Here is an 18,654-nt window from a genome sequence, read left to right on the forward strand (position 1 = left end):
ACTGCGTGGTTACTTGTAGACGTCCGAGGCAGCGTCGCCGTGGCAGCGCTTGTACTTCTTGCCCGAACCACACGGGCAGACCGCGTTGCGCGGGGTGCCCGGGTACTCCAGGGCGCCACCCTCGACCGCGTCGGCGTGCACCGAGACCTCGTCGTCGCCGTCGATCGTCGGCGCCGAGTAGGTCAGCCGCTGCGGGCGGCTCTCGTTGGACAGGCCCTTGGCGCGCAGCTTCGGGGTGTCCTGCGGACGGGGTGCGTCCTGCGGGCGGTCCTCGTCGTCGTCACCGGACTGACGGCCCGGGAACTCGGCCACCGGGGCGCCCGGGACCAGGATGTCCTGGGCCTCGGTCTCCTCCAGCTCGGCCAGCTCCGCCTGCGCGGCCAGGTCGGCCTGCATCGCCTCGATGTCGACCTCGACGTTGAAGATGAACGCGACCGACTCCTCCTTGATGGACTCCATCATGGCGGCGAACATGTCGTAGCCCTCGCGCTGGTACTCGACCAGCGGGTCGCGCTGTGCCATCGCGCGCAGGCCGATGCCCTCGCGCAGGTAGTCCATCTCGTACAGGTGCTCGCGCCACTTGCGGTCCAGCACGCTCAGCACCACCCGGCGCTCGAGCTCACGCATCGCGTCGGAGCCGAGGCTCTCCTCGCGCCGCGCGTACGCGTCGCGGGCGTCGCCGATGAACTTGTCGACCAGGAAGTCCTGGGTGAGCCCGGACCGGTCGCCGCCGGCCTCCTCGATCAGCTCGTCCTCGGTGACCTCGGTCTGGTACAGCGTCTTCAGCGCGGTGAACAGCTGGTCCAGGTCCCAGTCCTCGGCGAACCCGTCGGCGGTCGCGCCCTGGACGTAGCCGGTGACCGTCTCGTCGAGCATGTCGAGCACCTGGTCCTGCAGGTCGGCGCCCTCGAGCACCCGGCGGCGCTCGTCGTACACGACGTGCCGTTGCCGGTTCATCACGTCGTCGTACTTGAGGATGTTCTTCCGGGTCTCGAAGTTCTGCGCCTCGACCTGGGACTGCGCCGACGCGATCGCCTTGGTGACCACCTTGTTCTCCAGCGGCACCGTGTCGTCGTCGTTGCGCGACATCGCCCAGTCGACCATCTCGCGCTTGAACAGGCGCATCAGGTCGTCCTCCAGCGACAGGTAGAAGCGGGACTCGCCCGGGTCGCCCTGCCGGCCGGACCGGCCACGCAGCTGGTTGTCGATCCGGCGCGACTCGTGCCGCTCGGTGCCCAGCACGTACAGGCCGCCGGCCTCGCGGACCTCGACCTGCTCGTCCTTGACCAGCTTCTCGAACTTCTCCAGGACCTTCGGGTACTCCGCCTCGTACTCCTCCGCGGACTCGACCGGGTCGATCCCGCGCGCGCGCAGGTCCTTGTCGGCCAGGTGCTCGGGGTTGCCGCCGAGGATGATGTCGGTACCACGGCCGGCCATGTTGGTGGCCACCGTGACGGCGTTCTTACGGCCCGCCTCGGCGACGATCGCGGCCTCCCGCGCGTGCTGCTTGGCGTTCAGCACCTCGTGCGCGATGTTGCGCTTGCGGAGCTGGTTCGACAGCCGCTCGGACTTCTCCACGCTGGTGGTGCCGACCAGGATCGGCTGGCCGGTCTCGTGCCGGGTCGCGATGTCCTCGACGACGGCCTCGAACTTGGCTTCCTCGGTGCGGTAGATCAGGTCGCGCTGGTCCTGGCGGACCATCGGCTTGTTGGTCGGGATCGGGACGACGCCCAGGCCGTAGATCTTGGAGAACTCGGCGGCCTCGGTCTGCGCCGTACCGGTCATCCCGGCCAGCTTGCTGTACTGGCGGAAGTAGTTCTGCAGGGTGATCGTCGCCAGCGTCTGGTACTCCTCCTTGATCTCGACCTTCTCCTTGGCCTCGATCGCCTGGTGCAGCCCCTCGTTGTAGCGGCGGCCGTGCAGCGTCCGGCCGGTGTGCTCGTCGACGATCAGCACCTCGCCGTCGACGACCACGTAGTCCTTGTCCTTGCGGAACAGGTCCTTGGCCTTCAGCGCGTTGTTCAGGTAGCTGATCAGCGGGGTGTTGGCCGACTCGTACAGGTTGTCGATGCCGAGCCGGTCCTCGACCTTCTCGATCCCGCGCTCGAGGATGGCGACGGTGCGCTTCTTCTCGTCCACCTCGTAGTCGGCGACCGGGCGCTGGTCCTCGGCGATCTTGTCGTCGGCGAACCGCGGCTTCAGCACGCCGGCCAGGTTGGCCATCTCGACGTACCAGCGCTGCGAGTCCTCGGCCGGGCCGGAGATGATCAGCGGGGTCCGGGCCTCGTCGACCAGGATCGAGTCGACCTCGTCCACGATCGCGTAGTTGTGCTCGCGCTGGACGCAGTCCTCGATCGAGTTGGCCATGTTGTCGCGCAGGTAGTCGAAGCCGAACTCGTTGTTGGTGCCGTAGGTGATGTCCTTGGCGTAGGCCAGCCGGCGCTCGGCCGGGGTCATCTCCGGCAGGATCACGCCGTAGTCGAGGCCGAGGAAGTGGTACACCCGGCCCATCCACTCGGCCTGGAAGCGAGCCAGGTAGTCGTTCACCGTGACCACGTGCACGCCCTTGCCGGACAGCGCGTTCAGGTAGGTCGGCAGGGTGCCGACCAGGGTCTTGCCCTCACCGGTCTTCATCTCGGCGATGTTGCCCAGGTGCAGCGCCGCGCCGCCCATGATCTGGACGTCGTAGTGGCGCTGGTGCAGGGTCCGCTTGGCCGCCTCGCGGACGACCGCGAAGGCCTCCGGCAGCAGGCCGTCCAGGGACTCCCCGTTGTCGACCCGTTGCTTGAAGTCGGCCGTCTGGGCGCGCAGCTCTTCGTCGGACATCGGGGTGAATTCGTCCTCGATCGAGTTCACCACCTTGGCGATGCTCTCGAGCTTGCGAACGATCTTGCCCTCGCCGATCCGCAGTAACTTGTCGAACGCCTTCATCGTGGGGGGTCCACTCCTTGACTGTGCAGCCTTCAATGCGGCGGGTGCCTGACCGTGCGTACCCGGTGACGGACGCAGCACGGACTGCCCGCCTGGCGGGCGCCACCCATGGTACTGGGCGGCGGGCGCCAACCCACTCCCCGGAGTGAGCCACGCCTTGCTCCACCCACGAGTGAGAGGTCCGAAAAGTTCCAGTACTACGCCCCGCTGGGGTGTTGATGTGGGTGGTGGTGGGTGGCTAGGAGCCTCGGAGGGCGATGCTCAGGGCGGGGGCCAGGTCGCCGCCGCCGGCTACCCGGACCTGGTCGAGGCCCAGCCAGCCGGCTAGTTGGGTCAGCTCGGCGGCCAGTTCCTCGGCGGTCTCGGCGGGGGCTTTCGGCTCGGCGTGGGCCGACTGGACCAGGAGGACGCCGGCGGTGCGGTCGGCCTTGAGGTCGACGCGGGCCACCAGGCGGTCGCCGAGGAGGAACGGCAGCACGTAGTACCCGTAGATGCGCTTCTCGGCGGGGACGTAGATCTCGATCCGGTAGCGGAAGTCGAACAGGACCTCCGTGCGGGTGCGCTCGTAGACCAGCGAGTCGAAGGGGCTGACCAGGGCTCTGGTGTTGACCCGGCGTGGGAGCTTGGCGTCGCGGTGCAGGTACGCCGGGCGCTTCCAGCCCTGGATGGTGACCGGCAGCAGCTCACCCTCCTCGACCAGCTCGGCGATCGCCTGCGCGGTGGCGGCGGGCGCAGTACGGAAGTAGTCCTTCAGGCATTGCGCGGTCGCGACACCGTGGGAGCGAGCCGCGATCGAGACCAGACCGCGATGTGCCTCCTCGGGTGTCGGGGTCGGGGTCGCGACCACCGAGGCGGGCAGCACCCGCTCCGGTACGTCGTACATCCGCTCGAACTGCTGGTTGCGCCGGGCGACGGTGATCTCCCCCGCGAAGAAGAGGAACTCCAGCGCGCGCTTGACGTCGGACCAGTTCCAGCCCCAGTTGTTGCGGTCGCGCTCGACGTCGTCGTCGATCTCCCGGGCGGTCAACGGGCCGTGGTCGCGCACGTCGGCGAGCACCTGCTTGACCAGCTCCGGCCGCTCGACCGCGATCGAGCGCGGACCGCCCCACGCCTCGGTGCTCGCCCGGGCCATCCGCCACCGCATCAGCGGGTGCGTCTCGACCGGGATCAGCGACGCCTCGTGCGCCCAGTACTCGACCAGCTTGCGCGGCGACTTGCCCGCGGCGCGGTCGAGCAGGTCGCGCGGGTACGGCCCGAGGCGGGAGTAGAGCGGCAGGTACTGCGCTCGGCTCAGCACGTTGACCGAATCGATCTGGATCAGGCCGATCCGGCCGAGCACGCGAGTCAGCGCGCGCGAGTCCGGCACGCCTTTCGGGCGCGGATCGGTGAACCCCTGAGCGGCGAGCGCGATCCGCCGGGCTTGAGCCGTCGACAACACCTCGGTAGTCACGGGCAGAAGTCTGCCTGGTGGCACCGACAAAACTCAGTCCTGGAGGTCGATGATCACCAGCCGGTCGGTGAGCTCCGGGGCCAACGGGCCGGGCAGCAGGCCTCTGGTCCAGAGTTCGTCGACCCGGCGGAACCGGCCGCTCTGGAGGCGGCTGACGACGATCGCCGCGGCCTGCTTGCCGGTGACCCCGGGCAGGGTGTCGAGCAGGTCCGCAGGGGCGTCGTTGAGGTCGATCAGGCCGCCGTCGTCGAACTGCCGGGGCAGGTCGGGGCGGCCGATCCCGAGCAGGCGAGCGCGAGCAGGCTGGGTGCTGGCGAGGTGCCGCGCCTCGTTCCGCAGTACGGCGTCGGGCGAGTGCTGCGACGACTGGAACGGCTGCGGCTGGTACTGCGGCAGCTGCGGCCGGAGCAGGTACGGCGGCTGCAGGCCAGCGCGCCGCTTGGGGCTGCCGATCACGATGGCGGCCTGGATCGAGCAGGCGATGCCGGCGCAGAGGTAGAGCAGCGTGACCAAGGCCTGACCGTTGGACAACTCAGGCTCCTCCGGAGGAACCATCACGTACACCGTGAACCACACGATGCTGGCCAGGTAAGCCGCGGCCGACAATCCGAGCGCCAGGCTGCGGCGCTTGAGCGCGACTCCCGCGGTGACCAGCCAGCCGAGGAACCCGAGCGAGACGACCGGTACCGCCGCACCGAGCAGCTTGAGCACGACCAGCTTCGCCACCGATGGCCGAGCAGGCTCCACCGGCTGCGGCGTCCCGTACGCGGAGGACGGGGCCTGCCAGGGCGTCGGCGGCTGAGAACGCGTCATCGGCTGTGCGGACGACCAGGTAGTGGCGGGCGGTTGGCCAGGCGAGGAGGCGGACTGACCGGTGCCGAGCTGGTCGAGCGCTTCCTGAGCCCGCTGCCGAGCATCGGCCAGCTGCGCGCGGGCGTTGTCGAACAGCGGACCAGTCAGGCCTTCCAGCGGCGTGCCCTGCCAGAGCGCGAGCGCAGTACGGAGCAGCTTGGCGGCCTCGGCGTTGCTGCCCGCGGCCCGCAACTCGCCGGCCCGCTCGACGTCCCGGTTGAACAGGTCGAGATCGCTGTCGCCCGGCTCGACGCACAGCACGTAGCTGCCGTCCGCCAGCGTGATCAGCAACTCGGCGGCTCTGGCCATCCGCTGCGGATCTACCAGGTCCCGCAGTGCGGCGACCTGGGTGCGGACCACCTGGTCAGCGTCCGCGGGCGGCTTGCCGTCCCAGGCAGCGGCGACCAGATCGGTCAGCGGGACCGCCTGGTTGGCGTGCAGCAGCAGGGCGGCCAGAATCCGCTGTCGTTGCTCAGGGCCCACGTCCCGCCGGATGCCGTTGCGCCGGACGGTCAGCGGCCCGAGCACCTCATAACTCACAGTCCTCATCGGGCTCTCCTCGCTCCGGTCCAGACCGACCGAGTGTAGGGATCGCAGCGGTCATAACTTCCGAGTTACCGCAAGTGAGAGGTGCGCTACCACCGGTAGGCGCGAGAGTGTCGAGGCAGGCAGCGCCGCCCGCGCTGCCCCAATCACCCCTGGAGTGTGAGGCATGTCAAGACTGCAGCTGGTTCGCGCCGTACTCGCGGTTGGTGCGTTGACCGCAGCGTCCCTCGGAGCAGTGTCGGCCAACGCCGCGCCGCCGCCCGGCCCGCACACTCGGATTGTCGGCGGAGACCTCGCCAGTACCGCGGACGCCCCGTGGGCGATCGCACTGAACAACAGCGGCTCCCCGGTCCCCAGTGGCCAGTACTGCGGCTCCACGCTGGTCGCGGCCAACAAGATCGTCACCGCTGCGCACTGCGCGACCGCGGCAGCCAGCACCTACACAGCGATCCAGGGCCGCGACGAGCTGTCCGGCACCGGCGGCAAGACCTCCAAGATCACCAGCATCTGGGCGGACCCGGAGTACGGGAAGTCTCCGGGGCATGACGTCGCGGTGATGACCCTGGCGACGCCGTTCGACGGCGTACCGACTCTCGCGCTGGAGACCAGCGCTGCCGCTGACGCCGCCGGCGCTGCTTCGGTCGTCTACGGCTGGGGCGCCACCGAGGGCACTGGCCCGGACGACACGTTCCAGAAGGTCGCCGTGCCGGTACTGGGTGACGCGTACTGCGAGTCCGCCTACGCCAGCGAGGGCTACACGGGCGCCGGTGAGATCTGCGCCGGCTACGAAGACGGCGGCAAGGACTCCTGCCAGGGCGACTCGGGCGGCCCGCTGGTCCTCAACGGCCGGCTCTTCGGTGTCGTCTCCTGGGGCATCGGCTGCGCCGACGCCGGCAACCCGGGCGTCTATGCCGAGGTAGCGACCTACGCCGCGGCACTGCAGGCGCAGATCGACAGCTAGTGCCCTGGGTCGGGCGTTGTTTGAGTGATTGCGGTGTCCAGGTGCGTGCATCGCGGTGCTTGAGGAGCGTCCTCGATGCGGAGCATCGTGGATGCTCGTCAAGTGCCGCGAGGTGCGTGCCTGGGCGCCGCAAGCGCCAAACAACGCCCGACCCAGGGCACTGAACCTTCACAGGGGAAGGAAATGAGGGGCCCGGTCCAGTGGACCGGGCCCCTCATTTTTGTGGCTCCTCCCGAAGATCAGACAGACAGCCGGATCACGCCGTAGTCGTAGCCGCGGCGGCGGTACACCACGCTCGGCTGGTTCTCGTCGGCGTCGACGAACAGGTAGAAGTCGTGCCCGACCAGTTCCAGCTCGTAGAGCGCCTGGTCCAGCGACATCGGCTTGGCTGTGTGGGTCTTCTCGCGCATCACCAGCGGGCCGTCACCGGTCACCGTCAGCGAACCGAACTTCTGGGTCGGCACCTCGTCCTCGGCGACCGGCTCCTCCAACGAAGGAGCGTTGCCGTTCAGCGCCTGCTTCGCGGCGACGTGCCGCAGTCCTTCGGGGGCGTGCTGGCCGGTGTGCACCCGGCGGCGGTCGGCCGCCTTGCGGACCTGTGCCTGCAACCGGTCCAGGGCGACGTCGAACGCGGCCTGCTTGGTCTCGCCGCAGGCTTCGGCCCGGACCACGGGGCCCTTGGTGTACATCGTGAGCTCGACTCGCATCGCCCGGTCGTGCTGTCGCGGGTTCTTCTCCTGGCTGACTTCTACTTCGCATCGCAGTACCCGGTGATCGACCTTCTCGATCCGCTCGAGTTTTTCCTCGACGTACTGCCGGAAGCGGTCACTGACCTCGCAGTGATGACCCTTGACAACGACGTCCACGGAAACCTCCATCGATCGGCGACTCTGTTACGTCTTCGGACCCCCGTAACCATGCTGCGGATGCCCGAAACGACAACACCCGCTGTCCGGCCCGGCGAACTCCGTGGGAAGGAAGCCGGCTGATCCGGTCCTCGTCCACATCCCAGTTCGACAAGCCCAAGCGGGTGTCATGAGCCAACGCTAGTCGGCTTCTGCGAAAACCGGTAGGGACGGTTTCATGAACCGGACCCGACGCGCCGCCGGGTGGCCGCGACCACGGCGCAGCCGAGGACCGGAATTCCCTGCGATGCCAAGGCCCGGCAGGCCTCGGCGAGCGTGGATCCGGTGGTCAGCACGTCGTCGACCACCAGCACCGGTTGACCCGTCAGCCTTTCAGCCCAGCGCGAACGGGCCGCGAAAGCCCCAGCCAGGTTGGCCGCGCGGCCTTCGGCGGACAGCCCGGCCTGATCCAGCGGACGCCGTACGACGGTCAGCGCATCAGCCACCCGTACGTCGTACCCGCTGCGGCGGAGCCGGCCGGCCGCCACCACAGTGAGCCGTCGGAGCGGGTCGTGGCCGCGCCGCCGGACCGTGGCTCGCGACGACGGCACTGGACAGAGCCACGCCGCTCGGGCCGGGCCGAGGGTGGTCTGGACCGCCATCGCCAGCGCCTCGCCGAGCGGTCGCGCCAACGCATAGCGGGCCTGCTCCTTGTGGGCGAGGATCACCGAGCGCGCGATCCCGCCGTACTCCGTTGTGGTCGTGGTCGGCCGCAGCCCGGCAGGCACCGGCTCAGGCCACGCCCGGTACGGCGTACTGCCGGCCAGCGCAGCCCGGCACGCGGGGCAGAGCGCCGTCCCCGGCCGCTCGCACCCCGCGCAGCGCCCACCCAGCACGAGATCGACCAGCGCATCCCGCAGCAGCCACCCGGACCACGATCCGCGAACCCAGCCTGCACCGCAACCGCAGTCAAGCCCGCCTGTGGAAAACCCAGCCAGCAGCAGCTCAAGCCAAGCCAAGCGGTGCCAGGCTCAGCCCGGATAGACCGGAGTGATCTGCCCCTCCGCGCCCTCGGCCAGGCTGACCCAGGTCAGGTCCTTGCCCTGCCAGTGCAACTGCTTCTTGCTGTCCTGCACCGCCGGCAACGTGTCGATGTTCGGATTGGACGCCACCAGCACCGCGTCGAACTTGTCGCTGCCCCCAGGAATCACCCGCCGCTGCGAGCCGTCCATGTTCACCTGCCAGGGCCGCGACTGCTCACCCTTGATCGCCTTGCCGGCCACCAGCACGCCCGTGTTGCTCCAGGCCGCGTCGGTGATGTCCGCCAGCCGCAACTGCAGCGACTTGAACCGGCCGAGCACCAGCTGCTTCTTCTCGTTGGTCTCGACCGTCCCGGTCAGCACGGTGTTCACGCCCTTCGACTCCACCACCAGCAGCGCGCGGACCCCGTCCGGCGCCATCCGCAAAGCGATCGGCCGACCGCCGAACTTCGCCAACACGGTCTGCAGCTTGCCGTCCTGCCCGCGCACCCGGAGCCTCGGCGACGAGCTGTCCGCCTGGTCCAGCACCCACAGGTTCTCCTCGTAGTCGAAGCTCGGCCGCAGTACCTTGCCCTCGGCCGGGATCGGCGACTCGGGCTTCTCGGTCTTCGGGGCGTCCAGCCGGCCGACGACGACCACCGGCCGGCCGCCCTTGGTCGACGTCACGATCGCGCCGGAGTCACCGCGCAGGTTCACCGCGAACGACTTCGCGTCGTAGGAGTAGAGCTGGCTGTCGTTCATCGGCTGCGACTCGATCGTCTGGCCGTCGTCCTGCCCCTGGATCCGCTGGATCTTGCCGTCCCGCAGGCCGTAGAGGTCCTTCAGCTTGCCGTTCTGCACCGACGGGTCCCACTGGCTGAACAGGTTGGTGAACTGCAGCACGTCCCGGTCCTGCAGCAGCGGGGCGCCCGCGACCGTGATCCGGACCCGGTCGGTGATCGGGCGCAGCGTCTTGGTGATCTGGGCGGCCAGCCGCTCCCGGTCCTGGGCGTCGGTCAGCGCGGCGACCGTGTCGCTCAACGCGACCGTCGCCACGCCGTTGTCCACCGGCACCGAGACGTTCACCGTCGTCCCCGGCGGGGCGAGCGAGACGACACCGTTGCCCAGCCGGTCGGTCGGGCCTTTCAGCAACTCCTGGACCAGCTGGGTGGCCTCCTGGCCGGGCGACAGGTTGAACGGCAGGAAGACCGGGTCGGGCACCAGCAGGCGCTTGGACGGGTTGAAGAAGTACAGCGCCCGGGGCGTGAGCTTGGAATCCAGCTGATTGCTGCCCAGGAAGACCCCGGGCGGCGCGTTCGTGACGCGCAACTGGTTCGACACCTCGGTCAGCTCGAAGGTCCAGTTCAGCGGCTGGCCGTTCGGCGCCGGCGTCCAGGTGCCCCGCGGATCGATGGTCGCGATCAGCGGCGCCGACAGATGCATCTTGTTGTCGGCGCCCCGCGAAACCCCCGAGCTCGCGCTCTGGTCGTAGATCCAGATCTTGGACTCGGGCTTCCACGCGCCGGCCGCCTCGGCGGTCATGTACTCCCGGGCGACATCGAACGCCCGCGAGTCCGACATCGCCTCCAGGAAGCCGTTCACCAACTGCGGAGCCTCGGCATTGGGCCGCGGCGGCCGCGCCTTGACGCCGATCCCGTTCTGACCGGTCGCCGGCGCGTCCTGGCTGCTGTTGCGGATCGGGCCCTTGGTCGGCACCGTCGCGCAACCGGCCGCAAGCAGAGCAGTAGCCAGTACTCCGGCCAACAGCTTGCGGCTCACGACTCATCACCACCCGTGAGCTTCTGGTACGGCGCGCCGACGTCGACCAGCGACATCTCGGTCACCACCCGGACGGCATCGGTCGGCCGCGGCGGCAGCGGCGAGCCGGTCAGGATGATGTCCGGGCGACGCGGCAGCGTGAGCCGGAAGTACGCGCCGTCACCGGGCGATCCCCAGGCGTCCAGCCGGCCGCCGTGCAGCCGGGCGTCCTCCAGCGCGATCGACAGGCCCAGCCCGGTCCCGCCGGTGGTCCTGGCCCGGGCCGGATCGGCCCGCCAGAACCTGCTGAACACCATCTCGGCCTCTTCGGCCCGGAAACCGACACCGTGGTCGCGGACGGCCACCGCCGCGGCCTCCTCGTCGTACGCCGTGCTGATCACGATCGGCCTGCCCTCACTGTGCTCGATCGCGTTGCCGATCAGGTTGCGCAGGATCCGCTCGATCCGGCGCGAGTCGACCTGGGCGCGGCACGGCTCCGGCATCTCCAGCCGGACCTCGGCGCCCTTGCGCTCCAGCAGCGTCTCGTGGTTCTCCAGCACCCGCGAGACGATGTCGCGCAGGTCGATGTCCTCCAGGTCCAGCGCCGCTGCGCCGGCGTCGAAGCGGCTGATCTCGAGCAGGTCGGCGAGCAGCTCCTCGAACCGGTTGAGCTCGTTCTGCAGCAGCTCGACCGAACGGCGGCTGATCGGGTCGAAGTCGTCGCGGATGTCGTGCAGCAGGTCGGCCGCCATCCGGACCGTGGTGAGCGGGGTCCGCAGCTCGTGCGAGACGTCGGAGACGAACCGCCGCTGCAGCCGGGACAGCTCCTCCAGCCGGCGGATCTGCTGCTGCAGGTTGCTGGCCATCTTGTTGAACGAGACCGCCAGCCGGGCCAGGTCGTCGGTACCGCGGACCTGCATCCGCTCCTCGAGCCGGCCGGCCGCGAGCCGCTCCGCGATCCGCCGGGCCATCCGGACCGGCGTGACGACCTGCCGGGTGACCAGCCAGGCGACGCCGCCGAGCAGCACGACCAGCAACAGGCCGGCGGTCAGCAGAGCCCGCTGGACAACGTCCAGCGTCTCCTTCTGCGCCGTCAGCGGGAACAGGAAGTAGACCTCGTAGCGCTGGCCGCTGGCGTCCAGCACCCGGAGCTGGGAGCCGATCGCCAGTCCCGGCTCGCTCTGGCCGCTGGTGTAGCGGATCCGCATGTAGGTGTCCCAGAGCTTGGTCTCGTCCCGCGAGACCGAGGCCCGCAGCTCCTGCGGGATCGAGTCGCTCTCGACCAGACCGGTGGCCCGGATCGCGTTGGACTCGGCGCTGTCGCTCGGGATCAGCACCACCTCGTACAGGCCGGGCCGGTTGGAGCCCGCGACCAGCTGGGACAACTTCAGCTGGATCGCGCCCGGGTCGGCCGCGTTCAGCGAACCGGACAGCGAGGCCAGCTGGGCGACCGCCTCCTTCTGCGCGGAGTCGCGGCGCGACTCCAGGATGCCGTCGGTGACCTGGCTCATCATCACCCAGCCGACCAGGATCAGCACCACCATCGACATCAGCAGGGTGCCGGTCACGATCCGGGCCTGGATCGAGCGCCGCCAGACGTCCGGCCAGTGCCGCGGATGGGTCTGCCACAGCGGCTGCGGCTGGGCGTGCCAGTCAGCCCCGGCGGCGGTGAGCTCGATCTCGGTTCCGCGGGGCTCCGGCTCGGCTGCCGGCTTGTCCGCCTGCGACTGGTCGTCGCGTCCGTACTCGATCAGTCCGCACCGGCCTTGTAGCCCACGCCACGGACGGTCACCACGATCTCCGGGTGCTCCGGGTCCTTCTCGATCTTCGAGCGCAGCCGCTGGACGTGCACGTTCACCAGCCGGGTGTCGGCCGCGTGCCGGTAGCCCCAGACCTGCTCGAGCAGCACCTCACGGGTGAACACCTGCCACGGCTTGGAGGCCAGGCAGACCAGCAGGTCGAACTCCAGCGGGGTGAGCTGGATCGTCTCGCCGCTGCGCTTGACCGAGTGGCCGGCCACGTCGATGGTCAGGTCGCCGATCGTCAGCGACTCCGGGCCGGGCTCGTCCATCCGGCGCAGCCGGGCCCTGATCCGGGCCACCAACTCCTTCGGCTTGAACGGCTTCACCACGTAGTCGTCGGCGCCGGACTCCAGCCCGAGCACCACGTCCACGGTGTCGCTCTTGGCGGTCAGCATCACGATCGGCACCCCGGACTCGGCCCGGATCGCGCGGCAGACGTCGATCCCGTCCATCCCCGGCAGCATCAGGTCGAGCAGCAGCAGATCGGGTTTGAACTCACGGAAAGCAGGCACCGCCTTGTCGCCGGTGGCGACCAGGTAGGTGTCGTAGCCCTCGTTGCGCAGCACGATGCTGAGCATCTCGGACAACGCCGTGTCGTCATCGACGATGAGGACTCGGCCCCGCATCGTCCGGTTACCTTCTGCCACGCCATTGCTCCCTGGATATCTCACGGCCGGTCCGGATCTGGGCTGCGCCCAGCGGGCGCTGATCGTACGCACTACGGATAGTGTCCCATTCTCCGGGTAGCGCACACGCCGGATCGCCGAGCGGGACCGTACTAATGGAGGTATGGACCGCCCGGGCTGTGATCATGGTGCACTGCACAGGTCGGGGCAACTCAGGGAGGGGGCGGCATGCGCGACGACATCGGGGTCTACGAGAGCTCGGAGTACTCCGAACCGCTGCGCCCGTGGCTGCCGGCCGACCTGCTCGACAACGCCGCCCGGACCATCTCGGACAACAAGGCCATCATGCTCGGCCTGCCGGTGCTGGCCGGGATCGCGCTGGCCGCCGTCCAGGCCGCGCTGACCCAGCTGACCGTGCCCGGCGGCCTCAGTGGCTTCTTCAACGCCGACTCCCCGTTCGAGCAGGCCGGCATCTCCATGCTGGTCATGTACGGCCTGCAGTTGATCCTGTTCGCCGTCGTGTCGAGCATGCTGTCCGGCATCATCGCCCTGGCCGCCGTCCGCAGTCAGCTGGCCAACCGGGTGGGCCCACGGGAGCTGCTCCGGCTGGTACGCCGCTCGCTGCCCGCGCTGGCGGCCGTCGGCATCGTCCAGTCGCTCTGCTTCGTCGTGGTGATCGCCGGCTGGGGGCTGGGCGTCTTCGGCCTCGGCTCCGGCGCTGACGCGGTGATCTCGTCGGAGGCGGCCGGGCTGGTGTCCGTACTACTGGTCATGGTCGGCGGCGTGCTGGTGCTGGTCTTCGGGATCCGGCTGGTGCTCGCGGGCACCGTCGTGCTGATGGAGGGCAAGCACGCGCCGGACATCGGGCTCTACATCCCAGCCAGGGTTGGCATCTGGGGCTCGCTGCGGCGCTCCTGGCAGCTCGTCCGGGGCAAGTTCTGGCGGGTGCTCGGCATCCTGCTGTTCGGCGGAGTGGTGGTCAACATCGTCAGCTACGCGCTGCAGTTCGGGATCGGCACCCTGATCGCGACGCTCGGGTCCTGGGCCGACGGGAGCGAGGACACCGGTGCGACCGTCATCGCCGTCGTGCTGGGCGTCGCCGCCGGGGTCGCGACCGTGCTGACCCTGATCGCCAGCCTCGCCTTCATGTCGGCCGTCCAGGCACTCATCTATCTGGACCTGCGGGTGCGGCGCGAGGGGCTCGACCTCTGGCTGCGGCCCGCCCTCCGGCCGGTGGTCGACCCGGCCCAGCAACAGCCGGGGTCGATCCTGTGAGGGCCCTGGTGTTCGCCGAGCCGCCGATCGACATCGGCCGCGACGACGCCGCGCGGGAGGCCGCCAAGGAGCTGTCCAAACCGGCCTACGGCCAGGCCGGCGACAACATCGTGTCCCGGATCATCGGCAAGGTGATGGACTGGATCGGCGACCTGCTGGGCAACCTGACCGGCCAGACCCCCGACGGTCACGCGGGTCTGCTGATGCTCCTCGGGCTGATCGCGCTGATCGCTGTGGTCGTCCTCTGGCGAGCCGGCGTCCTGCGCACCACCCGCGGCATCAAGGGCCAGACGGTCTTCGAGACCGGCCGGCCACGCAGCGCATCGGAGTACAGGGCTCAGGCCGAGGGCGAAGCGGCGAGTGGTGACTACACGGCTGCGGTGCGCAGCAGGTTCCGTGCCTGCGTTGCCGAGCTGACCGAGCGCACCGTGCTCGACGAGCGACCCGGGCGTACGGCGTACGAGGCTGTGGCGGACGCGGGGCGGGTAGTGCCTGCTCTGCGGGAGCCGCTGCAGCCGGCGGCGCTCATGTTCACGGAGGTTGTCTACGGCAACCGGCCGGGGACAGCAGAGCGCTATGCGCGAGTGGTGGCGGCCGATGAGGCTGCCAGGCACGTGTCGACGCGACAGCTGGTGCAGGAATGAGTACGGCGATCGGCCGGAGCGGCACCGACGCTTGGCGGGCGCTGCGGCTGCCCATGCTGATCACCGGCGGCCTGGTGCTCGTAGTACTGGTTCTCTTGATCGCTGGTGCCGCACGGACCTCGGGGCCGTTCAGCCCCGACTCTGCTGAGCCGTCCGGGGCCAAGGCGCTGGCAGCTCTGCTGGAGGACCACGGCGTCGAGGTGACCGGTACCGAGACCTTTGCGGACTCCGTCGACTCCGCGTCGGGCACTCTGCTGATCGGGCCCGGCGGGTCCTTGCGCCGCGCCGACTGGGAGAAGATCGACCGGGCCGGCTGGAGCCATGTGGTGCTCATCCGCCCGAGCTCCAGGGCTCTGGAGGTCCTTGCACCCGGCGTACTCAACTCGTCGGAGTCGCTGCCGGAGGGCAGCCGCTTCCCCGGCTGCGACTTGCCTGCTGCGGTCAAAGCCGGTGCAGCGACCGTCAGCGGCGTCTCGTACTCCGCTCCCGATTCGGCCACCACCTGTTACGGCGACGGCATCAACCACACGGTGATCCGGCTCGAGACGGGCGGCAAGATCGTGGACGTGGTGGGGTCGTCGCGGACCTTCACCAACGCCCAACTGGCCGAGGACGGCAACGCGGCGCTGGCCCTGAACCTGCTCGGCACCCACTCGAACCTGGTCTGGTACCTGCCGCAGTACGAGAGCAACAGCTCCAGCGGCAACGACAAGTCCGACGGACCGCCACTGGTCCCGCCGGACGTCCGGTACATCGCCTGGGCGCTGGCCTTCGCCGCCTTCATCGTGGCGATCTGGCGTGGCCGCCGGCTCGGACCTGTGGTGCCGGAGCCGCTGCCGGTCATCGTGCACGCGGCGGAGACCACTGAGGGCAGGGCAAGGCTCTACCGTCGGTCCCGGGCTCGCGACCGTGCCGCGGCCGCGCTGCGCGAGTCCGCGCTCGGCAAGCTCCAGAAGGCCCACGGGATCCCTCGCCGGGCCGAGCCGACCGCCGTGGTGACGACAGTTGCCGCCCGCACCGGTAGGGATCCCGCAATGCTCTACGAACTGCTCTATGGTCAACCACCGGTCGACGACTCCGCCCTGATGTTCCTGTCCCATGAGCTCAACGTGCTGACGCTGGAGGTACGACACCCGTGACGACCGCTACCGAGGTCACCCCCGAACGGGCCAGGCAGGCACTGGTCGAGCTGCGCAACGAGATCGGCAAGGCCGTGGTCGGCCAGGAGATGGCCGTCACCGCGCTGGTGCTGGCGTTGCTCTGCCGCGGCCACGTGCTGCTGGAAGGCGTGCCGGGAACGGCGAAGACGCTGATGGTGCGGGCGCTGTCGATGGCGATGCGGCTGGAGACCAAGCGGGTCCAGTTCACCCCCGACCTGATGCCCGGTGACGTCACCGGGTCGCTGGTGTACGACGCGAAGACGAGCGAGTTCGAGTTCCGCAAGGGACCGGTCTTCACCAACATCCTGCTCGCGGACGAGATCAACCGGACGCCGCCGAAGACGCAGGCCGCGCTGCTGGAGGCGATGGAGGAGCGGCAGGTCACCGTCGACGGCGAGCCGCGGCTGCTGCCGAACCCGTTCGTGGTCGCCGCGACCCAGAACCCGATCGAGTACGAGGGCACCTACCCGTTGCCCGAGGCCCAGCTGGACCGGTTCCTGCTGAAGGTGACGCTGGAGATGCCGCCGCGCGACGCGGAGATCGCAGTACTGGCTCGGCATGCGCAGGGGTTCGATCCGCGCGACCTTGCCGCTGCGGGGTTGCGGCCGGTGGCCGGGCCTGAGGACCTGCTGGCCGGGCAGGCCGCAGTACGGCGGGTCGCAGTACGGGAAGATGTTTTGGCTTATGTGGTTGACCTTTGCCGGGCCACTCGGCAGTCGCCGTCGCTGCAGCTCGGGGTGTCGCCTCGTGGTGCCACTGCGCTGCTTGCCGTGTCCCGGGCGTGGGCCTGGCTGTCCGGGCGCGACTACGTGATCCCTGACGACGTCAAGGCGATGGCGCGGCCTTGTCTGCGGCACCGGGTGCAGATCCGGCCGGAGGCAGAGCTGGAAGGTGTGACGGCGGACGCAGTACTGGAGAGTGTGCTGGCCACGGTGCCAGTGCCACGCTGATGGTCCTCACTGGCCGGGCCGGCGTCCTCGCTGGGCTAGGAGTCGTCTTCGTAGCCGCTGTGATGCCGCGGTGGGCCGGGGTCGGCTTGGTGGTCGCAGTGGTGTTGCTGGTGTGCCTGGTCGACCTGCTGCTGGCTGGGTCGCCACGGCGGCTGCAGTTGAGTCGTGAGGGCGATACCGCTCTGCGGCTGGGACAGCAGGCTGTGGTGACGTTGCTGGTGGCCAATCCGGGGCGCCGGGTCAAGGGGCTGCTGCGCGATGCCTGGCCGCCGTCGGCCGGCGTACAGGATCCGCCACACAAGCTTGACCTGCCCAGTGGCGAGCGGCGGCGGCTGACGACGCACCTGGTGCCCACCAGGCGTGGGGATCGGCATGCTGATCGTGTGACCATCCGGTCGATCGGCCCGCTCGGCTTCGCGGGTCGGCAGGGGTCCCACAAGGTGCCGTGGACCGTACGGGCGTTGCCGCCGTTCAACAGCCGCAAGCACCTGCCGTCGCGACTGGCGCGACTACGTGAGCTCGATGGCCGGACCGCCTTGCTGGTAAGGGGTCAGGGCACCGAGTTCGACTCGCTGCGGGACTACGTGCCGGGTGACGACGTCCGCAGCATCGACTGGCGGGCAACGGCCCGCCGAGACAGCGTCGTACTGCGTACTTGGCGGCCCGAGCGCGACCGGCAGGTAGCCATCGTGATCGACTCCGGCCGGATGTCGGCAGGCCGGGTCGGCGATGCCCCGCGACTGGACCATGCAATGGACGCGGCGCTGCTGCTGGCCGCGCTGGCGACGCGTGCTGGTGACCGGGTTTCCCTGCTGGCTTGCGATTCCGAGGTACGAGCCGATGTCCGCCGCCCGGCGCCGCAGGACGTGCTGCCGTCGTTCGTGAACGCCCTGGCCAATGTGGACGCCCAGCTCGTGCAGACGGACTTCCGGGTGGTCGTCTCCCAGGTGCTCGAACGCCTCGGCCAGCGCTCCCTGGTAGTCATCCTGACCGGCCTGGACCCGGCAGTGATCGAGGAGTCCCTGCTGCCGGTCATCGGCCCGCTGCTGCGCCGCCACGTCGTAGTACTGGCCTCTGTCGCCGATCCCCGGCTGACGGAGATGGAGACCACCACCTCCGACATGATCGAGATCTACGGGGCCGCCTCGGCCGCCCGGACCCGTCTGGACCGCGAACGGGTCACCGCCGTCCTCAGCCGAGCAGGGGCCACCGTGGTCGACGAGAACCCAGAGCAGATCGCTCCTGCGCTCGCCGACACGTACCTGGCACTGAAGAAGGCCGGCCGGCTCTAGACCAGGCAGAGCGGTTCGTGGCGACCGGCCGGGAGCGTGACGGTCAACTGGTCGTCGGCCCGGACGATGCCGCCGACGGTGACGACGCTCATGATCCCGACCCGATGGAGCACCGTGCCGTCCTCGGCCTTGGTCACCAGCTGCTTGAGCAGGCCTCTGCGCAGCCCGTTGATCTGACTGCAGGGGTCCCGTAGTCCGGTGACCGTGACGATCGCGGAGTCGCCCAGGTGGAGCTTCGTACCGGTCGGCAATTCGAAGAGATCCAGCCCGGCGGTCATGACGTTCTCACCCAGCTCGCCCGGCGCCACGTCGTACCCCTTGGTCGCGAGCTCGTCGAGGACCTCAAGCGGGATCAGGTGCACCTGCCGGAGGTTCGGTGCGGTGGGGTCCCTGCGCACCAGGTGGAGGTGCTGCACGGTCGCGCCCGCGTGGGCATCACCCGCGACCCCGAATCCCTCGATCAGCTCGATCTCACCGACCGGCGACTTGCTGAACCGGTGCTTGTCGTCGCGGTGAACGCTGTGGACTCTCATCCTCCCAGCC

At 69.5% G+C, this 18,654-nt stretch carries 15 protein-coding genes; 6 read left to right on the forward strand and 9 right to left on the reverse strand.

Annotated elements, in window-relative coordinates; translation table 11 throughout:
* Positions 1-9: 9 nt before the first annotated feature.
* The 3 genes from secA to AB0P21_RS12285 all read right to left on the reverse strand — a co-directional run bounded on the left by secA (position 10) and on the right by AB0P21_RS12285 (position 5,782).
* Positions 10-2,931 (reverse strand): preprotein translocase subunit SecA, encoded by a 2,922-nt coding sequence (gene secA / locus AB0P21_RS12275; RefSeq protein ID WP_363695991.1) that lies wholly within the window; start codon positions 2,929-2,931, stop codon positions 10-12.
* A gap of 238 nt (positions 2,932-3,169) precedes the next feature.
* On the reverse strand, positions 3,170-4,387 hold the full coding sequence (locus AB0P21_RS12280) for a crosslink repair DNA glycosylase YcaQ family protein (protein WP_363696489.1): 1,218 nt from the start codon (positions 4,385-4,387) through the stop codon (positions 3,170-3,172).
* A gap of 27 nt (positions 4,388-4,414) precedes the next feature.
* Positions 4,415-5,782, reverse strand: a complete 1,368-nt coding sequence (locus AB0P21_RS12285) for a BTAD domain-containing putative transcriptional regulator (protein ID WP_363695993.1) — start codon at positions 5,780-5,782, stop codon at positions 4,415-4,417.
* A gap of 163 nt (positions 5,783-5,945) precedes the next feature.
* Between AB0P21_RS12285 and AB0P21_RS12290 the strand changes: the two genes are divergently transcribed.
* Positions 5,946-6,740: a serine protease gene (locus AB0P21_RS12290; protein WP_363695995.1), complete on the forward strand. Its 795-nt coding sequence runs from the start codon at positions 5,946-5,948 to the stop codon at positions 6,738-6,740.
* 239 nt (positions 6,741-6,979) lie between these two features.
* Here the strand turns inward: AB0P21_RS12290 and raiA are convergent, their stop codons facing one another.
* The 5 genes from raiA to mtrA all read right to left on the reverse strand — a co-directional run bounded on the left by raiA (position 6,980) and on the right by mtrA (position 12,790).
* Entirely contained in the window at positions 6,980-7,606 is a 627-nt protein-coding gene (gene raiA / locus AB0P21_RS12295) for a ribosome-associated translation inhibitor RaiA (protein ID WP_363695996.1), read from the reverse strand.
* 215 nt (positions 7,607-7,821) lie between these two features.
* Positions 7,822-8,604 carry a phosphoribosyltransferase family protein gene (locus AB0P21_RS12300; RefSeq protein ID WP_363695998.1) on the reverse strand — a complete coding sequence of 261 codons (783 nt, stop codon included), beginning with the start codon at positions 8,602-8,604 and terminating at the stop codon, positions 7,822-7,824.
* 12 nt (positions 8,605-8,616) lie between these two features.
* Positions 8,617-10,383, reverse strand: a complete 1,767-nt coding sequence (locus tag AB0P21_RS12305; RefSeq protein WP_363695999.1) for an LpqB family beta-propeller domain-containing protein — start codon at positions 10,381-10,383, stop codon at positions 8,617-8,619.
* Entirely contained in the window at positions 10,380-12,041 is a 1,662-nt protein-coding gene (gene mtrB, locus AB0P21_RS12310) for an MtrAB system histidine kinase MtrB (protein ID WP_363696491.1), read from the reverse strand. Before mtrB ends, AB0P21_RS12305 begins: the two co-directional genes overlap by 4 nt.
* 71 nt (positions 12,042-12,112) lie before the next feature.
* Entirely contained in the window at positions 12,113-12,790 is a 678-nt protein-coding gene (gene mtrA / locus AB0P21_RS12315) for an MtrAB system response regulator MtrA (RefSeq protein WP_026163715.1), read from the reverse strand.
* A gap of 228 nt (positions 12,791-13,018) precedes the next feature.
* Here mtrA and AB0P21_RS12320 point away from each other — a divergent pair, with 228 nt between their 5' ends.
* The 5 genes from AB0P21_RS12320 to AB0P21_RS12340 are packed head-to-tail and all read left to right on the forward strand — an operon-like array spanning position 13,019 to position 18,111.
* Positions 13,019-14,065, forward strand: coding sequence for a hypothetical protein (locus AB0P21_RS12320; protein ID WP_363696000.1), 1,047 nt, complete (start codon positions 13,019-13,021; stop codon positions 14,063-14,065).
* Positions 14,062-14,709 (forward strand): DUF4129 domain-containing protein, encoded by a 648-nt coding sequence (locus tag AB0P21_RS12325; RefSeq protein WP_363696001.1) that lies wholly within the window; start codon positions 14,062-14,064, stop codon positions 14,707-14,709. The genes AB0P21_RS12320 and AB0P21_RS12325 overlap by 4 nt, the downstream gene beginning before the upstream one ends.
* Positions 14,706-15,848, forward strand: coding sequence for a DUF4350 domain-containing protein (locus AB0P21_RS12330; protein WP_363696002.1), 1,143 nt, complete (start codon positions 14,706-14,708; stop codon positions 15,846-15,848). Before AB0P21_RS12325 ends, AB0P21_RS12330 begins: the two co-directional genes overlap by 4 nt.
* The gene (locus AB0P21_RS12335) at positions 15,845-16,819 is read left to right on the forward strand and encodes a MoxR family ATPase (protein WP_363696003.1); all 975 of its coding nucleotides are present in this window, start codon (positions 15,845-15,847) and stop codon (positions 16,817-16,819) included. Before AB0P21_RS12330 ends, AB0P21_RS12335 begins: the two co-directional genes overlap by 4 nt.
* Positions 16,819-18,111: a DUF58 domain-containing protein gene (locus AB0P21_RS12340; protein WP_363696004.1), complete on the forward strand. Its 1,293-nt coding sequence runs from the start codon at positions 16,819-16,821 to the stop codon at positions 18,109-18,111. The genes AB0P21_RS12335 and AB0P21_RS12340 overlap by 1 nt, the downstream gene beginning before the upstream one ends.
* Here AB0P21_RS12340 and AB0P21_RS12345 read toward each other — a convergent pair.
* Positions 18,108-18,644 (reverse strand): MOSC domain-containing protein, encoded by a 537-nt coding sequence (locus AB0P21_RS12345; RefSeq protein WP_363696005.1) that lies wholly within the window; start codon positions 18,642-18,644, stop codon positions 18,108-18,110. The genes AB0P21_RS12340 and AB0P21_RS12345 overlap by 4 nt on opposite strands.
* Between the last annotated feature and the right edge of the window lie 10 nt (positions 18,645-18,654).

It is taken from the genome of Kribbella sp. NPDC056861, from assembly GCF_040687575.1.
Lineage (GTDB): Bacteria > Actinomycetota > Actinomycetes > Propionibacteriales > Kribbellaceae > Kribbella.

Coding starts and splice junctions, on each gene's coding strand:
- mtrA (WP_026163715.1), bottom strand. CDS start 12,790: ATGCGGGGCCGAGTCCTCATCGTCGATGACGACACGGCGTTGTCCGAG.
- AB0P21_RS12330 (WP_363696002.1), top strand. CDS start 14,706: ATGAGTACGGCGATCGGCCGGAGCGGCACCGACGCTTGGCGGGCGCTG.
- AB0P21_RS12345 (WP_363696005.1), bottom strand. CDS start 18,644: ATGAGAGTCCACAGCGTTCACCGCGACGACAAGCACCGGTTCAGCAAG.
- AB0P21_RS12320 (WP_363696000.1), top strand. CDS start 13,019: ATGCGCGACGACATCGGGGTCTACGAGAGCTCGGAGTACTCCGAACCG.
- secA (WP_363695991.1), bottom strand. CDS start 2,931: ATGAAGGCGTTCGACAAGTTACTGCGGATCGGCGAGGGCAAGATCGTT.
- AB0P21_RS12340 (WP_363696004.1), top strand. CDS start 16,819: ATGGTCCTCACTGGCCGGGCCGGCGTCCTCGCTGGGCTAGGAGTCGTC.
- AB0P21_RS12285 (WP_363695993.1), bottom strand. CDS start 5,782: ATGAGGACTGTGAGTTATGAGGTGCTCGGGCCGCTGACCGTCCGGCGC.
- AB0P21_RS12290 (WP_363695995.1), top strand. CDS start 5,946: ATGTCAAGACTGCAGCTGGTTCGCGCCGTACTCGCGGTTGGTGCGTTG.